Annotated in this window: 21 protein-coding genes and 1 pseudogene; 13 read left to right on the forward strand and 9 right to left on the reverse strand. The window is 64.3% G+C overall.

Annotated features, from left to right (window positions below; genetic code table 11):
• The 4 genes and pseudogenes from QRN52_RS08900 to QRN52_RS08915 all read left to right on the forward strand — a co-directional run.
• Positions 1 to 143 (forward strand): annotated as a pseudogene (locus tag QRN52_RS08900) (serine hydroxymethyltransferase); the annotation flags it as partial.
• A 208-nt stretch (positions 144 to 351) separates the two neighbouring features.
• Positions 352 to 1,782, forward strand: coding sequence for an L-serine ammonia-lyase (locus tag QRN52_RS08905; RefSeq protein WP_284752376.1), 1,431 nt, complete (start codon positions 352 to 354; stop codon positions 1,780 to 1,782).
• Positions 1,783 to 2,158: 376 nt separating this feature from the next.
• Positions 2,159 to 3,232 (forward strand): lipid II:glycine glycyltransferase FemX, encoded by a 1,074-nt coding sequence (locus QRN52_RS08910; protein WP_284752377.1) that lies wholly within the window; start codon positions 2,159 to 2,161, stop codon positions 3,230 to 3,232.
• A gap of 78 nt (positions 3,233 to 3,310) precedes the next feature.
• Positions 3,311 to 4,789, forward strand: coding sequence for a threonine/serine exporter family protein (locus QRN52_RS08915; protein WP_284752378.1), 1,479 nt, complete (start codon positions 3,311 to 3,313; stop codon positions 4,787 to 4,789).
• A gap of 44 nt (positions 4,790 to 4,833) precedes the next feature.
• On the opposite strand, the gene QRN52_RS08920 is transcribed toward QRN52_RS08915, so the two are convergent.
• Together QRN52_RS08920 and QRN52_RS08925 are read right to left on the reverse strand one after the other, a co-directional pair.
• Positions 4,834 to 5,673: a siderophore-interacting protein gene (locus QRN52_RS08920; protein ID WP_284752379.1), complete on the reverse strand. Its 840-nt coding sequence runs from the start codon at positions 5,671 to 5,673 to the stop codon at positions 4,834 to 4,836.
• A gap of 15 nt (positions 5,674 to 5,688) precedes the next feature.
• Entirely contained in the window at positions 5,689 to 6,456 is a 768-nt protein-coding gene (locus QRN52_RS08925; RefSeq protein WP_284752380.1) for a uracil-DNA glycosylase, read from the reverse strand.
• A gap of 135 nt (positions 6,457 to 6,591) precedes the next feature.
• Between QRN52_RS08925 and QRN52_RS08930 the strand changes: the two genes are divergently transcribed.
• The 6 genes from QRN52_RS08930 to QRN52_RS08955 all read left to right on the forward strand — a co-directional run bounded on the left by QRN52_RS08930 (position 6,592) and on the right by QRN52_RS08955 (position 12,623).
• Positions 6,592 to 6,927 carry a DUF3263 domain-containing protein gene (locus tag QRN52_RS08930; RefSeq protein ID WP_284752381.1) on the forward strand — a complete coding sequence of 112 codons (336 nt, stop codon included), beginning with the start codon at positions 6,592 to 6,594 and terminating at the stop codon, positions 6,925 to 6,927.
• 49 nt (positions 6,928 to 6,976) lie between these two features.
• Positions 6,977 to 7,594 (forward strand): LytR C-terminal domain-containing protein, encoded by a 618-nt coding sequence (locus QRN52_RS08935; RefSeq protein WP_284752382.1) that lies wholly within the window; start codon positions 6,977 to 6,979, stop codon positions 7,592 to 7,594.
• A 139-nt stretch (positions 7,595 to 7,733) separates the two neighbouring features.
• The gene (locus QRN52_RS08940; protein WP_059388209.1) at positions 7,734 to 7,937 is read left to right on the forward strand and encodes a cold-shock protein; all 204 of its coding nucleotides are present in this window, start codon (positions 7,734 to 7,736) and stop codon (positions 7,935 to 7,937) included.
• Positions 7,937 to 9,289 (forward strand): ABC transporter substrate-binding protein, encoded by a 1,353-nt coding sequence (locus QRN52_RS08945; RefSeq protein ID WP_284752383.1) that lies wholly within the window; start codon positions 7,937 to 7,939, stop codon positions 9,287 to 9,289. Before QRN52_RS08940 ends, QRN52_RS08945 begins: the two co-directional genes overlap by 1 nt.
• 297 nt (positions 9,290 to 9,586) lie before the next feature.
• Positions 9,587 to 11,215 (forward strand): chaperonin GroEL, encoded by a 1,629-nt coding sequence (gene groL / locus QRN52_RS08950; RefSeq protein WP_236815662.1) that lies wholly within the window; start codon positions 9,587 to 9,589, stop codon positions 11,213 to 11,215.
• 307 nt (positions 11,216 to 11,522) lie between these two features.
• Positions 11,523 to 12,623, forward strand: coding sequence for an RNase H family protein (locus QRN52_RS08955; RefSeq protein WP_284752384.1), 1,101 nt, complete (start codon positions 11,523 to 11,525; stop codon positions 12,621 to 12,623).
• Positions 12,624 to 12,769: 146 nt separating this feature from the next.
• Here the strand turns inward: QRN52_RS08955 and QRN52_RS08960 are convergent, their stop codons facing one another.
• From QRN52_RS08960 to QRN52_RS08975, 4 genes are all read right to left on the reverse strand, one after another.
• Positions 12,770 to 13,060: a WXG100 family type VII secretion target gene (locus tag QRN52_RS08960; RefSeq protein WP_284752385.1), complete on the reverse strand. Its 291-nt coding sequence runs from the start codon at positions 13,058 to 13,060 to the stop codon at positions 12,770 to 12,772.
• Positions 13,061 to 13,210: 150 nt separating this feature from the next.
• Positions 13,211 to 14,692 (reverse strand): sensor histidine kinase, encoded by a 1,482-nt coding sequence (locus QRN52_RS08965; protein ID WP_284752386.1) that lies wholly within the window; start codon positions 14,690 to 14,692, stop codon positions 13,211 to 13,213.
• 2 nt (positions 14,693 to 14,694) lie between these two features.
• A complete protein-coding gene (locus QRN52_RS08970) occupies positions 14,695 to 15,405 on the reverse strand; it encodes a response regulator transcription factor (RefSeq protein ID WP_059388206.1) in 711 nt (236 codons plus the stop codon).
• 83 nt (positions 15,406 to 15,488) lie between these two features.
• Complete coding sequence (locus QRN52_RS08975; RefSeq protein WP_284752387.1) at positions 15,489 to 16,124, reverse strand: LysE/ArgO family amino acid transporter; 636 nt, start codon at positions 16,122 to 16,124, stop codon at positions 15,489 to 15,491.
• A 69-nt stretch (positions 16,125 to 16,193) separates the two neighbouring features.
• Between QRN52_RS08975 and QRN52_RS08980 the strand changes: the two genes are divergently transcribed.
• Together QRN52_RS08980 and QRN52_RS08985 are read left to right on the forward strand one after the other, a co-directional pair.
• The gene (locus tag QRN52_RS08980) at positions 16,194 to 17,102 is read left to right on the forward strand and encodes a LysR family transcriptional regulator ArgP (protein ID WP_284752388.1); all 909 of its coding nucleotides are present in this window, start codon (positions 16,194 to 16,196) and stop codon (positions 17,100 to 17,102) included.
• 124 nt (positions 17,103 to 17,226) lie between these two features.
• Entirely contained in the window at positions 17,227 to 17,454 is a 228-nt protein-coding gene (locus QRN52_RS08985) for a hypothetical protein (RefSeq protein WP_284752389.1), read from the forward strand.
• Between the two features lie 17 nt (positions 17,455 to 17,471).
• Here QRN52_RS08985 and QRN52_RS08990 read toward each other — a convergent pair whose 3' ends face one another.
• Genes QRN52_RS08990 through QRN52_RS09000 form a run of 3 tightly spaced genes read right to left on the reverse strand, consistent with a single transcriptional unit; the run spans position 17,472 to position 21,853 of the window.
• The gene (locus tag QRN52_RS08990; RefSeq protein WP_284752390.1) at positions 17,472 to 19,115 is read right to left on the reverse strand and encodes a DNA repair helicase XPB; all 1,644 of its coding nucleotides are present in this window, start codon (positions 19,113 to 19,115) and stop codon (positions 17,472 to 17,474) included.
• 10 nt (positions 19,116 to 19,125) lie between these two features.
• Positions 19,126 to 21,588 carry a helicase-associated domain-containing protein gene (locus QRN52_RS08995; RefSeq protein ID WP_284752391.1) on the reverse strand — a complete coding sequence of 821 codons (2,463 nt, stop codon included), beginning with the start codon at positions 21,586 to 21,588 and terminating at the stop codon, positions 19,126 to 19,128.
• A 49-nt stretch (positions 21,589 to 21,637) separates the two neighbouring features.
• Positions 21,638 to 21,853, reverse strand: a complete 216-nt coding sequence (locus tag QRN52_RS09000) for a hypothetical protein (RefSeq protein ID WP_284752392.1) — start codon at positions 21,851 to 21,853, stop codon at positions 21,638 to 21,640.
• A gap of 244 nt (positions 21,854 to 22,097) precedes the next feature.
• Here QRN52_RS09000 and QRN52_RS09005 point away from each other — a divergent pair, with 244 nt between their 5' ends.
• The gene (locus QRN52_RS09005; RefSeq protein WP_078106274.1) at positions 22,098 to 22,481 is read left to right on the forward strand and encodes a cold-shock protein; all 384 of its coding nucleotides are present in this window, start codon (positions 22,098 to 22,100) and stop codon (positions 22,479 to 22,481) included.
• Positions 22,482 to 22,484: the final 3 nt, after the last annotated feature.

Genomic DNA, 22,484 nt, shown 5'->3' on the forward strand with positions numbered 1-22,484 from the left:
AAGCGGCGTTCCGTGAAGTTGCGGACATCATCGCCGAGGCGCTGATCGCCGACGCAGACGCCGACCTCTCCGGCCTGCGGCACCGCGTGGAGGCACTCGCCGCCGCGCACCCGCTCTACCCGGGCGTCGCGAACCTCAGCTGACGTCTCTCTTTGGGCCGTTGGGTCCGGCAAGCGTGTCGGAACCAACGGCCCGTCGGGACCGGCATCCTCTGCGGGCTCGGTCGCGAAGACGCCCGCTGAGCGGACGTGACGCTCCCTTAGACGCCCGCTGCCGGATGTCGGTCCCGAAGGGGCCGCGCTTCTCACCTCACCCACCGTCCCCGTCCATATATCTAGTTAGGAACCGACAATGGCTGTTGGCGTCTTCGATCTTTTCTCTATTGGGATTGGTCCTTCGAGTTCGCATACCGTGGGGCCGATGCGGGCTGCTGCGGTCTTTGCGGGTGAGCTGAGGGAGTCTGGTGCCCTGGAACGGGTGGCTTCCCTGCGCGTTGATCTGTACGGTTCCTTGGCTGCTACGGGCCGGGGGCATGGCACCATGACTGCGGTGCTGCTGGGCCTGGAGGGTTACCACCCCGAGGAGATCCTTCCCGAGGAAGTGGAGGAACGGCTCGCCTCGATCGCCGAAACCGGGACGCTGAACCTTTGCGGTGCCGTCGATCCCGATTCCGGGGTGCGGCTGCCGTACGGCGAGTCGGACATGATCCTGCATCCGCTCACGGTCCTTCCCCGGCATACGAACGGGATGAAGTTCTCCGTGTCCGACGCCGACGGCGAGGTGCTGCACGAGGCGACGTTCTTCTCAGTCGGCGGTGGCTTCATCGTCCGCGAAGGCGAAGAGGACGCGGCCCAGAAGGAACTGGAGGAGTCCAAGAAGGAACTCCCGCTGCCTTTCCGCACTGCCGCCGAGCTCATGGGCCGCTGCTCGTCCAAGGGGCTTGGCATTTCGGACATTATGTTCATCAACGAGCGTGCGTCCCGGACGGAAGAGGAAATCCGGGAAGGGCTGCTGCACATCTACTCCGTCATGGAGGCTTGTGTCGAGACGTCCCTCAAGCGCGAAGGCGTGCTGCCCGGCGGACTGAAGGTCCGCCGTCGGGCTCCCGACTGGCACGAGCGGCTCCTGAAGGAAACCAAAGACCAGGACCCTGACTACCGGGATCCGAAGTACTGGCAGGAATGGGTGAACCTCATCGCCCTGGCTGTGAACGAGGAAAATGCCTCGGGCGGGCGCGTGGTCACCGCGCCCACGAACGGCGCCGCCGGGATCATCCCCGCCGTGCTTTACTACGCCCTGCACTTCGCCCCCGGCATGGACAAGGCCACGCAGCAGGACCGCGACGACGTCGTGGTGAAGTTCCTGCTCGCCGCGGGTGCCGTCGGGGTGCTCTACAAGGAGCAGGCCTCGATCTCCGGTGCCGAAGTTGGCTGCCAGGGTGAGGTCGGCTCCGCTTCGTCGATGGCCGCCGCCGGCTTGGCCGAAATCATGGGCGGCTCCCCGGGACAGGTGGAGAACGCAGCGGAGATCGCGATGGAACACAACCTGGGCCTGACGTGCGACCCGATCGGCGGACTTGTCCAGATCCCGTGCATCGAACGCAACGCGATCGCAGCGGCGAAGGCCATCAACGCCGCGAAGATGGCGCTCTGGGGGGACGGCACCCATCGCGTCTCCCTGGACGAGGTCATCGTGACCATGCGCGAGACAGGCAAGGACATGTCCTCCAAATACAAGGAAACCGCCATGGGCGGGCTCGCCGTCAACGTTGTGGAGTGCTAGCGCCCGCTTCCTGATATTCGACGCGGCGGCTACCGGACGGCCAGGCAGGGCCCAGCAATGCCGCCGATGCCATTGCAGCGAACACCGACCACAAGCTGTTGCTGCGGCCGGTCGAGAGCGGCGGAATGGGGCGGTAGACGATCATGGGATCCTCCCGGTTCGGTTTTTGTGATAACCACTTTCCGTCGCTGGAATAGTTGCGGACTTTGGGGAACCTTTGCCGTGGCTGTGAGAAATCGAAGGGGACCCGCTTGGAGGCGATTGAAACCGATCAGGCGGTAGCTCCCTGTAGGGGCCGATAGACTTGAGGCTGAACGCCTGCGCCGCACACCGGTGCCTGCTGCCTCAAGTACGCAACTGATTGGACACGGCCCCCTTGCGAGAATTTACCGCACGCTTTGCCACCGCCGAGGAAATCGAACACTGGGACAAACACGTCACGGCCAACCCCAACGGCGGCAACCTCCTCCAATCCGAGGCCTTCGCAGACGTGAAGCAACACTTCGGCTGGAAGCCCTTGCATCTCGTCTACGAGACCGCGGACTACAGCAGCTACAACCTGGTCCTGGAGAAGTCCTTTCCACTGCTCGGCAAGCTCTGGTACCTCATCAAGGGCCCTGACGTTGCCGGCGTCGAGGACATCCCCGGGATCATCAAGGCCAACCGGGAATTCGTGAAGCGGGACAAGCTCGGGGTTTTCGCCGTGAAAATCGAGCCGGACATCGTCCTCAGCGGCGAAGCACGGGACGCGATTGAGGCCACCGGAGTGGTCAAGACCCCCAACCTGCAGCCGAACGACTCCACAGCCCTGTTGGACATCTCTCCCGAGGAGAACCAGCTGCTGCGCAACCTGCATTCCCGCGGCCGCAACGCCGTTCGCCGGGCCATCCGCGAAGGCGTCGAAGTCCACACGATGGAACCGACGGAAGAGAACTTCCGCTCCATGTATGCGCTGATGACCAACACGGTCGAGGCGAAGTCCCAAGTGCGGGTCCGTGAATTCGGGTACTACCGCCAGTTCTGGACGAATTTCATCGACCGTGGCCAGGGCAGGCTCCTGTTTGTCTTCGAAAACGGTGTCCCCTCCGTCGGAGCCTTCGTGATCAACTATGGCCGAAAGGGCACCTACAAGGACGGCGGATCGCTGCAGAAGCGCGCGCAGTACGGCGATTCGCATTTGGTCCAGTGGACGGCCATCAACCAGGTCAAGGAACTGGGTTGCACTGAGTACGATTTCTGCGGCACTCCGCCCGCGGACCGGCTCAAAGACACCTCGCACCCGTTCCACGGACTTGGCTTGTTCAAGACCAGCTTCAGCAAGACCGTCACCGACTTCGTGGGCTGCTACGACCAAGTCATCAGCCCGCTGAAGTACAAGCTGTGGACCGCTGCCGGGGAACGTATCGCACGGCAGATCTACACCCGACGCACAGGGCAGCAGTTCTACTAGAATCGCAGCGCCACCCCGCCTATCGCATGTGCATGACACCGTATTTGGAGGAACCACGCCCTTTGGAGGAACACCCGCGTGACTGAACGCCCCGACAACAGGCCCAACACGGACGGCTTGCCCAAGACGCAGCCTCTGAAGCCATCCCAGGTGCGCCAGAATGTCAACGCCAAGCGCATGCTCCGCAGGCTCGTGCAGGGCGAGAATCCTCCCACCGCTCCCATGAGCATCGTCGACCGCCTGGCGGGCAGTCCCTATGCCAACCCCATCATCCATGTGGGCGGTGTTGATGCTTCGGCCCGCAAGACCATCGACTTCGCGCTACATATGGCCGAAACGATGTTCCGCTACGGGGCAGGTGCCCTGGAAGTGGAGACCAGCATCATCGCGGTCACGGCTGCGCTCGGCTTGAAGAATATCGAAGTCGACATCACCAACCAGTCAGTCGCGCTCAACTATGCGCCCAAGGACCAGACCCCCATTACACTGCTCCGGGTTGTTCGCTCCTGGACCAATAACTACGCGGGCCTGGCCCAGGTGCACCAGCTCGTCACGGATATCGTGGCTGGCGGTGTGGGCAGGTCAGAAGCGGTGAACCGGCTGGATGACATCATCCGCAGCAGCAAGCCCTTCCCACGGTGGATGGTCACCATGGCGTTCGGCGTCTTCTCCGCTGTTTTCGTCGGGGTCCTGGGTGGGGGACTTGGAGCATCCGCCCTGGCTTTCGTCTCCAATATGCTTGTCAATCTCGTGGCCCGGCAATTGGGCAAGTGGCGCACGCCTGACTTCTTCGTAACGGCGGCCTGCTCCTTCCTGGTCACGTTCATCGCGCTCATGCTGCACTGGGCCGGTGCCGACATCCCGCCGTCCATTGTGGTGGCGGGCGGCATCCTCTTGCTGTTGCCGACGGGGCGGCTCGTGTCTTCGGTGCAAGATGCCATTAACGGATTCCCCGTGACTGCGGCAGGACGTTTCCTGTCCACCATCCTGACCTTCGGCGCGATCGTTGCGGGCATCGCTGTCGCGGTGGTTGTGGGTGAACTCATCGGCAGCGTGGCGATCGACGTCACCCAAACATTCCCCGAGGCGTATCCATTGTGGGGCCAGGCGATCCTGATCGCTGTGGCCGTGATTGCCATCGGCATTACGGAGCAGACCCTGCTCAAACTTCTGCTCCCGACGGCGGCAGTGGGTTTGGTGGGTTACTTCGTTTTGTGGGGGGCTTCCAATCTCGGATTCGGAGACCGGCTCTCGCCCGCGATTTCCGCTGTGGTCATCGGTCTGCTCGCCCGAATGGTGGCGCTGAAACTCGGGGCCCCGCAATTGGTGGTGGCCGTACCGGCAGCCCTCATCCTGCTCCCTGGGCTGAAGATATTCCGTTCCATGTATGTATTGACGGTGCAGGAAGCGGACGTCTTGCTGGGCTCAGGTGGAATGCTCAACGCGGGAGCAATCGTGCTGGGCGTGGCCGCGGGAATCGTGCTGGGCGACAACCTCGCCCGACCGCTGACCAAGGGACTGGCCAGCAACGAGCGCCGCCGCGTGCGCCGGCGGTAGGCCGCCGCAGGCCGCAGGCCGCAGCCCGCCAGTGTATGCAGGCCCTAGATCTGCCCGATCGGGAGTTTCTTTTCCGCCTGGAAATCGTCCTCCACGCGCCCCTGGGCCCAGTAACCGGAAAGCGATACCTGGGAACGCTCCAGACCACGCTGCTTGAAGAAGATGTCCCGCAGGCCCTTCATGTAGCCGCGTTCACCATGCGCAAACACGTCGACGCGGCCGGGCAGCCACTCGGCTTCGCCCAGGGCATCGAGCAGGATCGAGCTTGATCCCGCCGGGACTCCGGAGCGAAGGAGCCAGCGCAGCTCCACGCCGTCGGGAGCCGCGATATCAAGGATGTCGGCGTCGCTATCGACTTCGAGGAAAGCAAGGCCCTCGGCGCCGGCCGGCAGGGATTCGATTGCGGCGGCAATCGCCGGGAGCGCGGCGTCGTCGCCCGCGAAAAGGTACCAGTCGGCGTCGGGCGCCGGGTTGTAGGCGCCGCCGGGACCCGTGAAAACAAGCGCGTCGCCGGGCTGGGCTGCCAGGGCCCACGGACCTGCAAGGCCCTCGTCGCCGTGGACCACAAAGTCGATGGCCAGTTCCTGGGCAGCTTGGTCCACCCAGCGGACAGTGTAAGTGCGGGTGTAAGGCCACTGTTCGCGTGGCATGGTCTCGCGGATCGCCCAAAGATCCAGCGGCAGCTCATAGTCGACGCCGGGCTGCGGGAACACGATCTTCACATACCGGTCCACGAAGTCGTTGTTCGCGTAACCGGCAAAACCGGGTCCACCTGCAATGATGCGCACCATGTGGGGCGAAAGCTGTTCCGTGCGCAACACAGTCAGGTTCACTTGGGGGCGGGTATTGCGGGACGCGGACGACGTCGCGGGCAAAGATGTCATGTAGGCAAGCCTAAGCTAGGGCAGCGGTGGAAGCTCCCAGATGACGGGATCTGCGCCTTGCACACGGAGCAGGGCGTTGGCCCGGCTGAACGGCCGCGAGCCGAAGAAACCCCTCGAGGCGGAGAGCGGACTGGGGTGCGCGGAGGAGATCACGGGGGCGCCTTCAAGCAGCGGCTGTACGGCCTCAGCGTCCTTGCCCCACAGGATCGCGACGAGCGGACTCTGCTGCCCGGCAACTGTGCGGCGGCGGGCGACGGCGGTGACCGCCGCCGTCGTGATGGCCTCCCAGCCTTTGCCCCGGTGCGAGCCGGCTGCGCCGGCCGCGACGCTGAGCACCCTGTTCAGGAGGAGCACTCCTTGGCCTGTCCAGGCCGAAAGGTCGCCGTGGACCCGCGGTGGCAGCCCGAGATCGGTTTCCATCTCCCGGTAGATGTTTGCGAGGCTGCGGGGGATGGGCCGGGTTTGCCCGGAAACCGCGAAAGAGAGCCCGACGGCGTGTCCCGGCGTCGGATAGGGGTCCTGGCCCAGGATCAGCACCTTGACGTCTGCCAGAGGCTGCCGGAAGGCGCGAAGGATGTTGGACGCCGCAGGCAGCACGTGGGTTCCGCGGGTGGCCTCCGCCGCCACGAAGGCCAGTGCCGAGCGCAAGTCGTCCTCGACGCCGGAGAGCGCGTGAGCCCAGTCCGGCGCCATGAGATCCTCCAAGGCCATTCCGGGTAGTGCTTCGAACCCGGCGGAGTGATCCTCGGATTCGAGCTCAAATAACGCTTCTTCGCCTGCCACCCAGCCATTGTCCCTGTCGTGAGGCACTGAGGGAAAGCGCCGGGACTCCCGCGGCGGGGCAAATGACATCGGTGTTATTCGCCGGTTAGCATGGGCGGGGGACATTTTTCAGTCAATGCGTCGAAGGAGTGTGTCGTGGCAGAACCCGCACGGGAACCCATGGCGTCCGAAGCAACTGGATTGGTGCTCGAGGACCTGTCCGCCGGACTCCGCAGCGATTCGCCGCTCGGCGAGCGTGAACAGCAGATGCTCGCCCTGGAGAGGCAATGGTGGAAGTACGCCGGGGCCAAGGAACAGGCCGTCAGGGAACTCTTCGATCTCTCCGCTACCCACTACTACCAGCTGCTCAATGCCCTCATCGACACCGAGGAAGCATTGGCGCACGATCCTATGCTGGTCAAGAGATTGCGTAGACTACGTCTGTCACGTCAGAGGGCCCGCACCGCGCGCCGTCTCGGTTCCGACGCATAAAGCACACGCTGATCCCCCAGCAAGCAAGCAGCAAGGACAAGGCTTCACCATGACCAAATTTGCCCGGGATGAATTCGACCGCGTCCCGCAGAGCTCATCGCGCCAAGGTGTCCACAGGCTCGTCGCGTCCGCTTCCCGGCCCACCCTGTGGCCGGTGCTGCTCCTGGGTGGCATCGCGCTGGCTGTCGGCCTCGTTGCGTTCCTCATCCTTCCGAAGCTTGGCTTCACCTCGTCGACGACGCCGCAAGCCGTCGTCACCGCTGACGCCTCCAAGCAGAGCACCGTGGCGTCGCCTTCGGCGAACAGTTCTGCGCAGGCATCCAGCCAGCCGTCCACCCAGCCGAGCCCCAGCGACACTCCATCCAGCACGCCGACGCCCAGCACGGCGCCATTGGACAAGACCGCGGCAGTCGCGGTCTACAACGGCACCACCACCAGTGGCCTGGCTGCCCGTGTGGCCGGCATGGTGCAAGTCGGTGGCTGGCCGTTGTCCACCGTCGCAAACTGGGGCGGCATGCCCCAGCAGACGTCGTCGGTCTTCTACAAAGGCGCTGCCCAGAAGGGCAATGCCGAAGCCCTCGGCAAATTGCTGGGCATTTCCAATCTTGTGGACAGCGCCGAATTCCAGCAGCCCGTGGTTGTCATTCTGGGTCCAGGTTACAAGTAGCAACTCGGTTACGCCTCAATAACATTGCGGCCACCCACACCCGAGGTTGCGCCACTGCAACGTGACTGTGGTTACAGTAGTTGTGAGCTGGCCCGGAGATCCCGGAAGCCGGCCACTGCTAGTTGAAAGTGTGGGGATCATGGCTTTGGGAACCGTCAAATGGTTCAATGCCGAAAAGGGCTACGGATTCATCACCGTGGATGAGTCCGGTGACGACATCTTTGTGCATTGGTCCGCTATCCAGATGGATGGCTTCCGTGCGCTCGAAGAAGGACAACGGGTCGACTTCGAACTGGGCGAGGGCCAGAAGGGCCCGCAGGCAGAAAGCGTGCGGCTTATCTAGTGGGTGTTGCGGCAACAGGGCTGTCCTGGCCTATTGGAAGGCACCGCTCCCGGGTAGTTTCTCTTCTCGCAGCTTTTGCAGCTCTGGCCCTCGGACTGGCCGGATGTTCCGCCCCCATCGGCAACGCCAGGCTTGCCTCGGTTACCCCGAGCGGCGACGGCACCTTGCGCATCGGCGTGATCCTGGACAGTACCGGTAGTTCCGCGTTCCTCAACGAGTCCGAGCTGGCTGCCGCCAAGTTGGCTATCAAGCAGATCAACGACGCCGGCGGATACAAGGGCCGCCCCGTCGAGTTGCTCCCGGCATCGGCGGCCGGCGAAGGCAGCAGCGCAAGCCAGGGGGCCGGCGCGGCGGCCTTCACTGCCGACACAGCGGCCCAAGCGAAGGCGTTGCTGTCCGCCCACGCCGACGTGGTTGTGGGGCCGACCGATTCCAGCCATGCGCCCGCCGCTATCGATGTGCTCTCTCCCGCCCGGATTCCGCTCATCTCGCCGGCCAACACGGCATCTGGACTGAGCAGCTACAAGAGCGGCGGCTTCTATTTCCGCACCTCGGCTGCTGATGCCGCACAGGGCAGCGTCCTGGCGAAGCTGGCCCACGACGCCGGCGCCAAGAGGATTTCCGTTCTCCACGAAGCCGGGGATTACGGTGTGCGCGTCTCGGGAGCGGTCATGGATGCCGCCCGCAGCCTCGGAATGGAGGCCGTGTCCAACGTAGAATTCACGGCCGGCAAAGCAGCTCCGGCCGCGGCGGGGATCAAGTCCGGCACGCCGGACGCCGTCGTCGTGGTTGCCCGTGATGGTGCCCAAGGCGCCTTGGCCGAGCTCATGAACGCTGGTCTGAGCGGCAAGAGCCTGATCTTGAGCGACGGTGCCATCCGCCAATACGGAACCGCACTCGGCGCCGGCGGCCTCCACGGCGCGCGGGGAATTCTTCCGGGGGTCTTCCCGAGTGCGGAATTCCAGGCAGATCTGACGGGGATCGACCCCAAACTCAAGGACACGACGTACGCCGCCGAGACGTACGACGCCGTCACCCTCGCGGCGCTTGCGGCCGCAGCGGCGGGCGACGACGCTGGTGGCTCGATCGCGGCCTGGCTCACCACGGTGTCCGGCGGGACGCGTCCGACGTCGGGCGATGCGGCAACGAAGGAACGCACGTCTTGTACGTCATACAAGGACTGCGTCGAGGTGCTGAAGGGGGCCAAGCTCCCGGATTACGACGGCGAGTCCGGCTCCATCGGTTTCGACGCCAACGGCGACGTTACCTCGTCCAATTACATGGTCTTCACGTACGGTGCCGACAATACTGCTCGGGTGAGTGGCAAGGAGACCGCCTCACGGACCCCGTGATCGGCTTGTGCCGGTAGCGAATTCCCTTGGCGTGGCGAGTAGTTTCCTGCGTTTGCTGCTTGCACTCTCCTCGGGTGAGTGCTAATTATTGATTAGCACTCTCAAGCACTGACTGCTAATTCTTCGCGGCTCCGGCCGTATGGAAATAATGGCGGTGCCTGGGAGAACAAAGAAAACCTTGCTGGGGTGAGGTCCGGAGCACGCGGCGTACAGAGGCCGAATGTGAAGGATCGTCCGTCGCGGGCACCGCAGTGAAGGCACCTTCTTAACGACTGTCCCGAAAGGACTACCGCCGTTATGGCCAAGATCATTGCATTTGATGAAGAGGCACGCCGCGGTCTCGAGCGGGGTCTGAACATCCTCGCCGACGCCGTCAAGGTTACCCTCGGCCCGCGTGGACGCAACGTCGTCCTCGAAAAGAAGTGGGGCGCCCCCACGATCACCAACGATGGTGTTTCCATCGCCAAGGAGATCGAGCTGGACGATCCTTACGAGAAGATCGGCGCCGAGCTGGTCAAGGAAGTTGCCAAGAAGACGGACGACGTCGCTGGCGACGGCACCACCACCGCCACGGTCCTGGCCCAGGCCCTCGTCAAGGAAGGCCTGCGCAACGTAGCTGCCGGCGCCGACCCGCTGTCCCTCAAGCGCGGCATCGAGAAGGCTGTTGAAGCCGTCATCCGCGAGCTGCTCGCCTCCGCCAAGGAGATCGAGACCAAGGAAGAGATCGCAGCCACTGCTTCCATCTCTGCCGGCGACACCGAAATCGGTAACCTCATTGCTGAAGCCCTGGACAAGGTTGGCAAGGAAGGCGTCATCACTGTCGAGGAGTCCAACACCTTCGGACTGGAGCTTGAGCTCACCGAAGGCATGCGCTTCGACAAGGGTTACATCTCCGCTTACTTCGTTACCGACGCAGAGCGCCAGGAAACGGTCCTCGAGGACCCGTACATCCTGATCGTCAACTCCAAGATCTCCAACGTGAAGGAACTCGTTGCGGTCCTGGAGAAGGTCATGCAGTCCAACAAGCCGCTGCTGATCATCGCCGAAGACATCGAGGGCGAGGCCCTGGCCACCCTGATCGTCAACAAGATCCGTGGCACCTTCAAGTCCGTTGCCGTCAAGGCTCCGGGCTTCGGTGACCGCCGCAAGGCACAGCTCGCCGACATCGCCATCCTCACCGGTGGCCAGGTCATCTCCTCCGAGGTCGGCCTCAGCCTCGAGAACGCAACCCTCGAACTGCTCGGCAACGCCCGCAAGGTTGTTGTCACCAAGGACGAGACCACCATCGTCGAAGGTGCCGGCGACGCCGACGCCATCGCCGGCCGCGTGGCGCAGATCCGTGCCGAGATCGAGAACTCCGATTCCGACTACGACCGCGAGAAGCTGCAGGAGCGCCTGGCCAAGCTGGCCGGCGGCGTTGCAGTCATCAAGGCCGGTGCCGCAACCGAGGTAGAGCTCAAGGAGCGCAAGCACCGCATTGAGGACGCAGTCCGCAACGCGAAGGCTGCCGTTGAAGAAGGCATCGTCGCCGGTGGTGGCGTTGCCCTCATCCAGGCCGGTGCCAAGGCATTCGCCAACCTGCAGCTCGAAGGCGACGAAGCAACGGGCGCCAACATCGTCCGCGTTGCCATCGACGCTCCGCTCAAGCAGATCGCTTACAACGCTGGCCTCGAGCCGGGCGTTGTCATCGACAAGGTCCGCGGCCTGCCGTCGGGCCACGGCCTGAACGCTGCAACCGGCGTTTACGAGGACCTGCTGGCCGCCGGCGTCAACGACCCCGTAAAGGTCACCCGCTCGGCCCTCCAGAACGCTGCCTCCATCGCTGGTCTGTTCCTGACCACCGAGGCCGTTGTTGCCGACAAGCCGGAGAAGAACGCTCCGTCTATGGGTGGTGGCGACGACATGGGCGGCATGGGCGGCTTCTAAGCCCCGGTCTAGCTCACTAGCCACACGCACGACGGCGGTCCCCACCTCAGGTGGGGGCCGTCGCCGTTTAACGACGCTCGCTCACCTATATCGGGTTTTGGCCGGACGCTCGCTCACTTGTGTCGGGTTCTGGGCGGACGCTCGCTCACTTCTGCTGCAGAGGGGTTTTGGGTTAGGGCGCCAGATCTGAAAGAGGGTTTGGATTGTTGGCCATATATGTGAGCGAGCGTCGTTCGGGGAGCGGTGTGACCCGGCGGCTGGGGCATTCGGTCCGGGAGTGTCGGGGTGGTCTGGCAGGATGGAAACCATGACGATTATTGCTGCCGCCGATGGTTCTGCCCTCGGCAATCCCGGGCCTGCCGGTTGGGCCTGGTACGTGAACGACTCTTGCTGGAGGGCCGGCGGGTGGCCGCACGGAACCAACAACCAGGGCGAGCTCATGGCTGTGTTGGACCTCTTCCGGTCCACGGCACATGTTCCCGATGAAGAGCTGAAGATTCTCTGCGACAGCCAGTACGTCATCAATTGCATCACCAAGTGGATGCCGGGTTGGAAGCGCAAAGGCTGGCGTAAGGCGGACGGGAAGCCCGTCTTGAACGTCGATCTCCTCAAGGACATCGACCAGGCTATTGTCGGCCGCAAGTACTCGTTCGAGTGGGTCAAGGGCCACGCCGGCCACGACCTCAACGAGGCTGCCGACGATCGCGCGCGTGCGGTCGCCACAGCGTTCCAGCAGGGAATAGCCGCTCCTGCCGGGCCGGGCTATCCGGGAGCTGAAGCCGCACGGTCCTTGTCCCGCACGCTGTCAGTCGGCACACCATCAGTCGGCACACCATCAGTCCGCACACCATCAGTCCGCACAGCGCCTGTGGACGCGCCATCGCTTTTCGACGACGCAGACGACACGGATGCCCAGGATGAAGACCTCACGCTGTTCGGCGGTCAGGATCTCTCGAGCGGTTCCATGCCGAACGCGCCGGCTGAGTTCCCGGAGCAGGAGAGGTTCATCGAGCCCACTTTGTTCGCTGGTGATGACGAAGAAGCGGTCCTCGGCCAGGCAGGCGGGCGCTCAGACGAGGAAACGGTCATTCTCCTTGAGAGGGAGCTCCTGAGGCCCGATGTCAGGGGAGACCTTGGGCGCACAGGGATCCTGCTCCACCCGGACTTTACCGAGATTGGCAGCTCCGGGCGTGTCTGGTCCCGCGACGAGCTCATGATGGCGCTGGAGGGCAACCCGGGCGAAACCGCGGAGGTAGAGATAATTTCCGCAGAGCGCCTCTCCAGCAACACCATGCTGCTCAGCTACAGAAGTTATGGGCGAACAGGCTCGGCATTGCGGAGTTCGATCTGGTTGCTCGACGACGGCCGCTGGCGGTTGCGTTTCCACCAGTCGACGCCGGAGAAGTAACACCGGAGAAGTAACGGCGCAGAAGTAACGGCGCAGAAGCGGGCGCGGACACTGGAACGGACCCGGAAAGAAACCGGGTGCTGGAAAGCAATTGGATCCCGGCGGGAAGGCGGATTGGCCGTCCCGCCGGGATCCCACCTCGGCTCTTAGTAGCCGAACCGTTGGGTGTTGCCCTGCTCGGTCTGGAGATAGCTTGCCGCGGCGGAGGACAGTGCCAGGTTGATGGATGCCAGCGAAGCCTCCACTTTGTTCTGGGTCACTGTCCACTCCGAGACGAGGGCCTGGAAATTGTTGGCTGCCGATCCTTTCCATGTGGCTTGGAGCTCGTCGAGGCCACGTTTCATCGCTTGGACGTCGGCGCTGATGCGATCCACGGTGGCCTTGACGTTGGCGGACTTGAGCTGGAGGAGTTCGGTATCGACGGAGATGACGCTCATAGGGCGTTGCCTTTCGACTAAAGGGGTCCGCAGGTTGCGGCTGGCTTGTGGTCCACACAATGAGCCTAGAAGCCGTCACATGGCCCGGACAGAGCCGAATCTCCCTATGTGGACAACTCGCTAGATCAAGCCGCCCGGCGTAGAAAACTCCTAGTCGGAGATCTCCGCCTCGGCAATACCCGCATCGTCAGGCACCTCGGACAGCTCGTCCTGGAAGGGGAGGCTGACAACCAGGGTGGCGCCGCCGCCGTCGGTCTCTTCGACCCTCACGGTACCGCGGTGGGACCCCACAATTGCCGCGACAATCGCGAGGCCGAGCCCGCTACCGCCTGTCTCCCGCGTGCGCGAAGTGTCCGCCCTGTAGAAGCGCTCGAAAATCCGGGGCAGTTCCTCGGCCGGAATGCCGCTGCCGTGGTCCCGCACCTCGAGAACGGATAGCGGGCCGGCGGGCGTGTTCCGCACCCCGACAGCGAGCTCAATCGGCGTTCCTTCGGGGGTATATCGCAAGGCGTTGCCAACCAGGTTACCGAGCACCTGACGAAGCTTGGCCTCGTCACCCTGGACGGGGGCAGACGCTGCCGCTCCGCCGTCGAGCCCTGTGAGTGAAATCTTCCGCTCGCCCGACGTTGCGAGTGAGTCCACGACGGCGTCGTTCGCCAGGAGGTGCAGATCCACCGGCTTGAGCTGCAACGGCCGTTGTTCGTCCAGGCGGGCAAGCAGCAGCAGGTCTTCCACCATGGATCCCATGCGCTTGGCTTCGCTCTCGATCCTGCCCATGGCGGTGCCTACATCTTCCGGCGTGGCAAGGGCGCCGTGGCGGTAGAGCTCGGAGAAGCCGCGGATGGTGACCAAGGGGGTGCGCAGCTCGTGGGAGGCGTCGGCGGCGAACCGCCGCATCCTGGCCTCGGAGGCGGCACGCGCCGCAAAGGATGATTCGATGTGCGCGAGCATGGCGTTGAGGGAGGCGCCCAGGCGGCCGACCTCGGTGACCGGATTCTCGATGTCCACGCGACGCGAGAGATCACCGGCAGCGATAGCGGCCGCCGTCTTTTCAACGCGAGCGAGGGGGCGGAAGGAACGTGCAACGGTCCACGTTGCGATGAAGAACGCGAGCACGAGCGTCAAGAGTCCGACGCCGACCACCACGAGGGTGGCGTGTTCCATGACTCGGTCCACAGGGGTTAGTGGGAGGCCCACGATCACCACCGCGTTCTGCCCGGTCCGGTTGTCCACGACGTTGACCGCCACCACACGCCAATCCCCGCCAGCGGTGCCACTCACTTGGAAGGGTGCGTAATTGCGGTTCTTGGCTTCAACCGGGGTGATGTTGGCAATGCTCGGCCGATCGGTCTTGCTTCCGCCGAACGGATAGGGTGGCTGGCCCTGGACGTAGAGCGTCAGGGAATAGTCCGTGGGCACGGCGGGGCTCGCCTCGGACAAGTTGGCGAAAGATTGCTGTTGCTGGGCGGTCTGGACAGCTGCCCTGAGCTTGTCATCCACTTGCCCTTGGAGGTAGCTCTTGACGAGCGTCAGCGTCCCGGCGCCTGTGGCGGCCAGGGCAAGAAGCAGCAGCCCCATGATGATGGCGACCAGCTGCGACCTGAGGGAGGCCGACTTCCAACGGTTGAACAAGGTCAGCGCTTCTCGGCCGTCCGCAGTACGTAGCCGACGCCGCGCTTGGTCTGGATCAAGGCGGTGGCATCCGGATCAATGTCTACCTTGCGCCGGAGGTAGGAAATGTAGGACTCCACGATCGAGGCGTCGCCGTTGAAGTCGTATTCCCAGACGTGGTCCAGGATCTGCGCCTTCGAAAGCACCCGGTTAGGGTTCAGCATGAGGTAGCGCAGCAGCTTGAACTCGGTGGGCGACAGCTCGATGATGGTGCCGCCGCGGCGGACCTCGTGCGCGTCGTCGTCGAGCTCCAGGTCATCCACGCGGATGACGGCGTCGTCGTCTTCCATCGGCTGCGTGCGGCGCAGCACGGCGCGGATCCGGGCCACCACTTCATCCAGGCTGAAAGGCTTGGTGACGTAGTCGTCGCCGCCCACGGTCAGGCCCGTGACCTTGTCTTCCGTGTCGTCCTTGGCAGTCAGGAACAGGACAGGGAAGTGCTTTCCGGCGGCCCGAAGGCGGCGGGTGACAGTGAAACCGTCCATGTCGGGGAGCATGACGTCCAGGACCGCGAGATCCGGTGCGTGAAGATCGGCGGCAGCGAGCGCTTCGCGGCCGTTCGACGCCGCAACGACCTCAAAGCCAGCAAAGCGCAGCGAGGTGGAGAGCAGCTCACGGATGTTGGGTTCGTCGTCGACGACAAGCAGCTTGGCTTCGGGGCCGTTCTTTTTCATACCATTCATGATGCTCCCAGTTTCTGGGAGTTGACTGGATGCTTGTTGTGAGAATTATCGGGGTGTCGCGGTAGTTGGCCCGGCTAACTGCCGAGAGCCAGCCCGACGCCGAGTCCCACCATGATGACGGCAATCCCGCCGTCGAGAATCCGCCAAGACGCCGGGCGAGCAAAGAAGCCGCGCAGCAGTTTCGCGCCGAACCCGAGCGAACAAAACCACAAAATACTGCCCAGCATGGCTCCCGCGCCGAACCACCACTGCAGCCCGGGCCCTTGCGCGTTCGCCACGGACCCCAGGAGCAGCACGGTGTCCAGGTAGACGTGCGGGTTGAGCCATGTCAGTGCCGTGACGGTCGCCAGCGCTGCCCCCAGTCCGCCTCGGCCGGCACCCGAAGGCCCGGGCTCCGCGGACACGAGCGCTTGCGGCTTGAGGATCCGCCGTGCCGCCATTACGCCGTACGTGACCAGGAATGCTGCGCCGACATAGCGGAGGACGACGACGGCGGCAGGCGCCGCAGTGAGCAGGGCGCCTGTGCCGAGTACCCCGGCCGCGATGAGCACGGCGTCCGAGATGGCGCACACGGCAACGATTGGGCCGATATGTTCGCCGCGGATTCCTTGCCGGAGGACGAAGGCATTTTGAGCGCCAATGGCAACAATGAGGGCCAGGCCTGTGCCGAGGCCCAAACCGGCAGCGTGGAAAACATCGGGGGAGTTCATGCTTCGAGGCTAAGTTTCGCCTTCGGCATTAGTCCAGCTAAATATTCTTATGCATCGTAAGATCACCTTATGGCCAGATTCTCTTCTGAACAGTTGCACACCTTCGCCGCCGTGCTCACGGAAGGCACGCTCGACGCCGCCGCCCGATCACTGAACATCACGCCGTCGGCGGTCTCCCAGCGCCTCAAGGCGCTTGAACAAGCATCCGGAAGGGTGTTGCTTCAGCGCAGCAATCCGGTCCAGGCCACGGAGTCGGGACATGTAGTGCTCAGGCTGGCGCGGCAGCTCGCCCAGTTGGAGGCCGACGCCGAACTGGAACTGGGCCTGCCGGGCGAATCGCCGATGGTCTCGGTTCCGATCGTCGTCAACGCGGATTCCCTGTCCGTCTGGTTCCTCAAGGCCCTCACGAGGGTCCCCGCGGAGCTGAACGCTGTTTTTGATCTTCACCGGGACGACGAACAGCATTCCACGTCCATGCTGCGCGCCGGAACGGTCATGGCCGCCGTGACCGCGACTCCCGAGCCTGTACAGGGCTGCCGCGTGGAGCCGTTGGGGAGCATGCGATACCGCGCCGTCACCACCCCGGAATTCAGGGCACGGTGGCTTCCCGACGGCGTCGATGTCGCCTCGCTGCGCGCCGCTCCGGCCGTGGACTTCGACCGCAAGGATGAGTACCAGCACCGTTTCCTGGAACTGCTGGGCGGCGCGGCGCGTGGGACGGAGCCGGCAGGGCCGCGCCACTATGTTCCGTCCAGCCAGGAGTTTGCCGAGGCCATTCGATTGGGGCTTGGGTGGGGACTGCTGCCTGAATCGCAATGCGGCCAGGACGTAGCCGATGGGTCCCTGGTGGAACTCGCGCCCGAGCGGCCGTTGGACGTTCCCTTGTACTGGCAGCGGTGGCGGACACCGTCGCGGATATTGGACGCCGTGACCGAGGCGGTCCGCAGCACCGCCGAGGAGGTGCTGCGCAGGGCCTAAACAAGCGGCCGAACAGTGCTGCGTCAGGCCTGACAAAGCTGCGCAGGGCCTGACAAACCGGCCAAAAGCCAACACGCCGCGGGCACAGTCCTAAATTGTCGGACCCCCGATTCACACTTGAGCCATGGAAAACAAACAAGAATCACGCGTTGAAACTCAGCATGTCGAATTCCATGTCAGCTACCTTGACACGCTCTCCGGACGCATCGAGCACGAGGAGTTCAGCGACCGCCCCGCCGCTGAACGCTTCGCCGACGCGCAGCTCAAGGACGAGGACTCTTGGGCTGTCGTCGACGTCGTCGTACTGCAAGCAGCGCAGCAACAGGAGCGCGCACAACAGCTGGTTGCCTAACTTGAGTTAACCCAGCCCTACCCGGTCGATACGTCCTTGGCGTCCATGATCCGGTAGGCGTAGCCCTGTTCGGCGAGGAAGCGTTGCCGTTTGGCGGCGAAGTCCTGGTCGAGGGTGTCCCTGGCCACCAAGGAGTAGAAGCGTGCCGCGCGGCCGTCCTGCTTGGGACGAAGCAGGCGCCCCAAGCGTTGAGCTTCTTCCTGGCGGGAACCGAAAGATCCCGATACCTGGATCGCCACGGATGCCTCGGGCAGGTCGATCGAGAAGTTGGCCACTTTGGACACCACGAGGGTCTTGATGTCGCCGGCGCGGAAGGCGTCGAACAGCTTCTGCCGCACCTTGACTGTTGTATCGCCCTTGATCACGGGTGCGTCCAAGCGCTCGCCGATCTCATCCAACTGGTCGATGTACTGGCCTATCACCAGCAACTGCTCGCCTTGGTGCAGGGCCACGAGCTGCTCCACCAAGTGGGTCTTGGTCTCCGACGTCGCGCAGAGCCGGTACTTGTCCGCATCTTCGGCCATCGCGTAGGCCACGCGCTCGTCCCGGGGCAGGTCCACGCGGACCTCCACGCAGTCCGCCGGCGCAATGTAGCCCTGGGCTTCGATGTCCTTCCACGGTGCGTCGTAGCGTTTGGGACCGATCAGGCTGAAGACCTCACCTTCGCGACCATCCTCACGCACAAGCGTTGCCGTGAGTCCAAGACGCCGCCGGGCCTGCAAGTCCGCCGTCATCCGGAAAATCGGTGCAGGCAAGAGGTGGACCTCGTCGTAAATGATGAGTCCCCAGTCGTGCCCGTCCACGAGCTCCAGGTGCGGGTACAGGCCGCCGCGCTTGGTGGTCAGGACCTGGTAGGTGGCGATCGTGACAGGCCGGACTTCCTTGACCGCGCCCGAATACTCACCGATCTCCTGCTCCGTCAGCGACGTCCGCTTGAGGAGTTCGTCCTTCCATTGCCGGGCCGCGACCGTGTTGGTCACCAGGATCAGCGTGGTTGTCGAGCTGGTGGCCATGGCTGCAGCCCCCACCAGGGTCTTGCCCGCACCGCAGGGCAGCACGACGACGCCGCTGCCGCCCGCCCAGAAGTTCTCCGTGGCGAGCTTCTGGTATGGCCGCAGGTGCCAGCCGTCCTCGTTCAAGGCGATCAGGTGCGGAGTACCGTCCACGTAGCCCGCGAGGTCCTCGGCCGGCCATCCGAGCTTGAGCAACAATTGCTTGAGCTGACCCCGCTGGGAGGAATGCACCACCACGGTTTCGCCATCGATCCTGGGCCCCAGCAACGGCGCGATTTTCTTGGCCCGGCTGACTTCCTCGAGCACGGGGTAGTCGGTGGTCCGCATGACCAATCCGTGCTGCGGGTCCTTTTCCAGACGCAAGCGGCCGTAGCGGGACATCGTCTCTTCGATGTCGATCAGCAATGAGTGCGGCACCGGGAAACGGGAGTAGCGCAGGAGCGTGTCGAGGACTTTTTCGGCGTCCAGTCCCGCGGCGCGCGCATTCCATAGGCCCAGAGGGGTGAGCCGGAAGCTGTGGACGTGTTCGGGGGCGCGCTCGAGCTCGGCGAACGCCGCAATCGCATGCCGAGCCTCGGTGGCGAGCTCGTGGTCGACTTCCAGCAGGATGGTTTTGTCGCTCTGTACGATCAGCGGACCGTCGCTCACTATTGCTTCCTCACTTGTGCGGCTCGCCCGCAGGTTCCACATCGATGATGCGGTGGATGGACAAGACTCTCTCGGTGTCCCTGGCGGCGTCGAACACCCGGACGCGCCCTCCGGACACCGATACCGGAACAACGGTCTCGGTGTTGGAATTCCCCAAGCCGTCAACCACGTTCATGGTGACCGCTTGCTTCAGCCGGATGGCCCGCTGCAGGGTTTCGAGTCCCAGTTGCGTTGCCGCCTCGCCGGTCACGTCGCCGTGGACCGCGCGATGGTGCCTCAAGACCGCGAGCTGGGCGTCGACGTCGTCGTCCGGCGGCGCGGTGCGGGGCGCCGTGTACACGGGGCGGACGCCAGCGGCCACCGATGCCGTCCTCTTATAGCGCACGACGGCGGTCTCCGCCTCCTGCACGGCGGGCGAAAGTCCCAGCTCGCGCAGCACCCTGGCGGTCTCCCGGGGGCTCGCTGTGGAGGTCAGTACCGTGGGGGCGATCCGGACAAGCCCGAGGCTTGCGGCCCCCGGCTCCTGAACGAGCTCGGCGATGGCGGCCTCGTCGTCGCTCTGGATGAAACTGGGGCTGCTGGCGACGCGCATCCGGCCATGCCGCGATGCGATGTCCTTGATCAAGTACCGGAGCGGCTGGGGAACATCGGTGGCCGAGTGGGTATGCAGGAACGCGAGGATGGCTTCCGCGTCCTGCCCTGCGTCCAAACCGCGCCGGATCGAATCTCCGGAGAAGCGGAAGATCGTGGCTGGGCCCTGGCCTTCGGCGTCGGCGATCAAGAGCAGTTTTTCGCTCAGCTCAGGTGCCAGGTACCCAGGCGCGACGGCGGTCAGGTCTGCTTGGAGCAGGACATGGTTGACCGCGGCAGGCAGGTGTTCGCCGAGGATCCTCAGGGCCAGCTCGGGCTGTTCAGTGGCAATCGCCGAACCAAGCTGGGTCAGGGCGCCGGAACCCATGAGCCCCAGGAGTTCCGCTTCGTGCAGGATGCCACGGACGAGGGAGCTGAACCGCCGCGACATCCGGGGCTGGGCCCATTCAGCGCGTTCCATGACGGCTTCGGCGTTGAGCACCGGAGCCTTTCCGTCCGGTGCTTCCACCTCGAGGGTCAGCTCTTCGAGGATCTCCAGGATCCGTTTTCGGACCAGCGGGGCGTCAGGGCGTTGGGCCTCGGCGGACAGGGCATTGATGGAACTTGCCGGAGAGCCGGATCGCGGTGCCGTGGTGGCAGGCCCGGGGAGGGTCTGGCCCACGAGGGAGGGGGCGCGCTCGCTCGCGAGCCAGGCGTTGACCAGCCAGAGCCATTGTTCCTGGCGGGGGAGCGTGAGCCATTCCAGCGATGGCGGTTGTACCCAGGTGGAACTGTCCACATCGAGGCGCAGCAATCCGGACAAGGCACTGAGCTCAAGGATCAACGCCGTCTCGGACAACCCCAAGCGGAGGCTGTCGGCCAGGCGTTTGAGCTCACGAACGCCCACCCCTCCGCTGCGCAAGGTGACCACCGGCTGCTCGCGGACCGCGTACAGGAGTTCACCCACCAGTCGGAGCGCTTCGGCTATGGCACCCATGGCGGCATTCCGGCGCAAGGCCGCACTCGTCTGGCCCAGCTCCGGCACGGGAGGCTTCAACGTGAAGTGGTCCACGATCGCGCCGCCGCGCAGCGACAGGCCGACGCTGTGCGGGAGCTCAACGTGGCCGGCGTCCAGGGGGACAAGCAAGCCGCGGGCCAAGAGCCAGTCCACGGGACCGACGTCGCGACCTTCGTGGAGAACGGAGGCCTTGCGCTGTGCCTGGGGAACGGCACCCATGGCCCAGCTGCCGAACTTGTTCAAAAGGGGACGCGTCCGTACAGGTGCCTCGGACAGGATGTGCTGAAGGTTCTCCGGCGTCGACGTCCATCGCTGCAGAGCCAGCGCCGCGTCCATGGGCGTCGTGGCGGCCAGGACCTTGGCGCCGCTCTGATGGAGTTCGGCGACGAGATGCACCACGCGCTGGGCGAAGGCCGGTTGAAGCCGTACCAACTCGGTGTAGCTGCGGCCCAAACCGGCCGGGTAGATGCCGATGACGTCCTTGAGGCTGCCCACCGGCAAGTAGAAACGCTGCCTGCCTGGATTGTGCACCGTGGCCGGCGGATCAGCCCGGTGGATGAGGGCCAGCTCCTGGAGCTTGTTCAGGATCGGTTCGAGCGCGGCAAGGGTGGCGCCGTTGATGCATTTCTTCAATCCCGCGGCGGAGACGCTGTGGCCGGTGTCCGTGTTGGTGCATAGGTGGAGTGTCTCCAGTACCTGCATCTCCGGTTTGTTGAGCCGCTCCAGGGCACGCTGCACGCTCACCCGTGCGCTTGCCCGCGCCGCGAGGGCAGCGAAGTCCGGGGCTATCGGGGAGATGAGGTCCGGCCGCGCGGCAAACAAGGCCCGCAGCGAATCGTCGCTGCGCGCTTCCAGTTCCTTGCTGAGCGCGCGAATAAGGGACATCAGTTCAACGTTACCGCCAGCCGGGCCCGCCGTCGGGCTTTCCGGCTGCTCATTGGCGACGCCGTGCCCACACCGAGTCAACCACCAATGCGGCCATCAGAATGAAGGCGAGCGGCAGCCCGTAGAGAGCAGTTGACGTGACCCAGACCGGAGCCACGCCGTTGGCAAAAGCGACGGCCATGACGGCGGCTACGGCCGCCAGGGACAGGATTGCGACGACGGCGGCAACGATCGTGAGCGGGCGGCGGAAGCCGTGGGGAATCATGCAAGCAACGCTAACAGTCCCGGGCCGCATCCCCTGTTCCAGGCCAGGGTGCAGCCTGGTTGCGGGCAAAAGGCGGCGAGACCTGCCTGCGGGGGTCTCAAAGCGCGAATCCGTGGCCGGGCAGGATAACCTTGAAGCAATAGACCAACACGGTCCAGGCAGTCACCCCTATTCCCGCAGTTTCCTGCGGATGCGGTGGCGCGCCTGCTGTGTCTCGCAAGTAAGAACGAAGAAGGTTGATTACGTGCCCACCGGCAAGGTCAAGTGGTATGACAAGGACAAAGGCTTCGGATTCCTCGCAGCAGAGGACGGCCAGGAAGTGTTTCTGCCCAAATCCGCACTGCCCGAAGGCGTAGCGGATCTCAAGGCAGGCACCCGGGTTGAGTTCGGCGTCGCCGACGGTCGCCGGGGCGCCCAGGCGCTGGGCCTGCGTGTGCTGGACAAATTGCCATCCATCGCCAAAGCCAAGCGCATGAACGCCCGCGAGCTCGCCCCGGTAGTCCAGGATCTCGTATCTGTCCTGGACAACCTCTCCGGAACCTTGTCCGCCGGCAAGTACCCTGAAGGCGCCAAGGGCAAAGCCATCGCCGCAGCCCTGCGCAAGGTTGCCGACGAGCTGGAAGCCTAAAGC

Source organism: Arthrobacter sp. efr-133-R2A-120, from assembly GCF_030209835.1.
In the GTDB taxonomy this organism is placed as follows: Bacteria; Actinomycetota; Actinomycetes; order Actinomycetales; family Micrococcaceae; genus Arthrobacter.

What these genes read in the sequence shown, in the direction of transcription:
- QRN52_RS08905 (WP_284752376.1), top strand. Translation starts at nt 352, where the DNA reads ATGGCTGTTGGCGTCTTCGATCTTTTCTCTATTGGGATTGGTCCTTCG.
- QRN52_RS08920 (WP_284752379.1), bottom strand. Translation starts at nt 5,673, where the DNA reads ATGACATCTTTGCCCGCGACGTCGTCCGCGTCCCGCAATACCCGCCCC.
- QRN52_RS08935 (WP_284752382.1), top strand. Translation starts at nt 6,977, where the DNA reads ATGACCAAATTTGCCCGGGATGAATTCGACCGCGTCCCGCAGAGCTCA.
- QRN52_RS08940 (WP_059388209.1), top strand. Translation starts at nt 7,734, where the DNA reads ATGGCTTTGGGAACCGTCAAATGGTTCAATGCCGAAAAGGGCTACGGA.
- groL (WP_236815662.1), top strand. Translation starts at nt 9,587, where the DNA reads ATGGCCAAGATCATTGCATTTGATGAAGAGGCACGCCGCGGTCTCGAG.
- QRN52_RS08955 (WP_284752384.1), top strand. Translation starts at nt 11,523, where the DNA reads ATGACGATTATTGCTGCCGCCGATGGTTCTGCCCTCGGCAATCCCGGG.
- QRN52_RS08960 (WP_284752385.1), bottom strand. Translation starts at nt 13,060, where the DNA reads ATGAGCGTCATCTCCGTCGATACCGAACTCCTCCAGCTCAAGTCCGCC.
- QRN52_RS08970 (WP_059388206.1), bottom strand. Translation starts at nt 15,405, where the DNA reads ATGAAAAAGAACGGCCCCGAAGCCAAGCTGCTTGTCGTCGACGACGAA.
- QRN52_RS08975 (WP_284752387.1), bottom strand. Translation starts at nt 16,124, where the DNA reads ATGAACTCCCCCGATGTTTTCCACGCTGCCGGTTTGGGCCTCGGCACA.
- QRN52_RS08980 (WP_284752388.1), top strand. Translation starts at nt 16,194, where the DNA reads ATGGCCAGATTCTCTTCTGAACAGTTGCACACCTTCGCCGCCGTGCTC.
- QRN52_RS08985 (WP_284752389.1), top strand. Translation starts at nt 17,227, where the DNA reads ATGGAAAACAAACAAGAATCACGCGTTGAAACTCAGCATGTCGAATTC.
- QRN52_RS08995 (WP_284752391.1), bottom strand. Translation starts at nt 21,588, where the DNA reads ATGTCCCTTATTCGCGCGCTCAGCAAGGAACTGGAAGCGCGCAGCGAC.
- QRN52_RS09000 (WP_284752392.1), bottom strand. Translation starts at nt 21,853, where the DNA reads ATGATTCCCCACGGCTTCCGCCGCCCGCTCACGATCGTTGCCGCCGTC.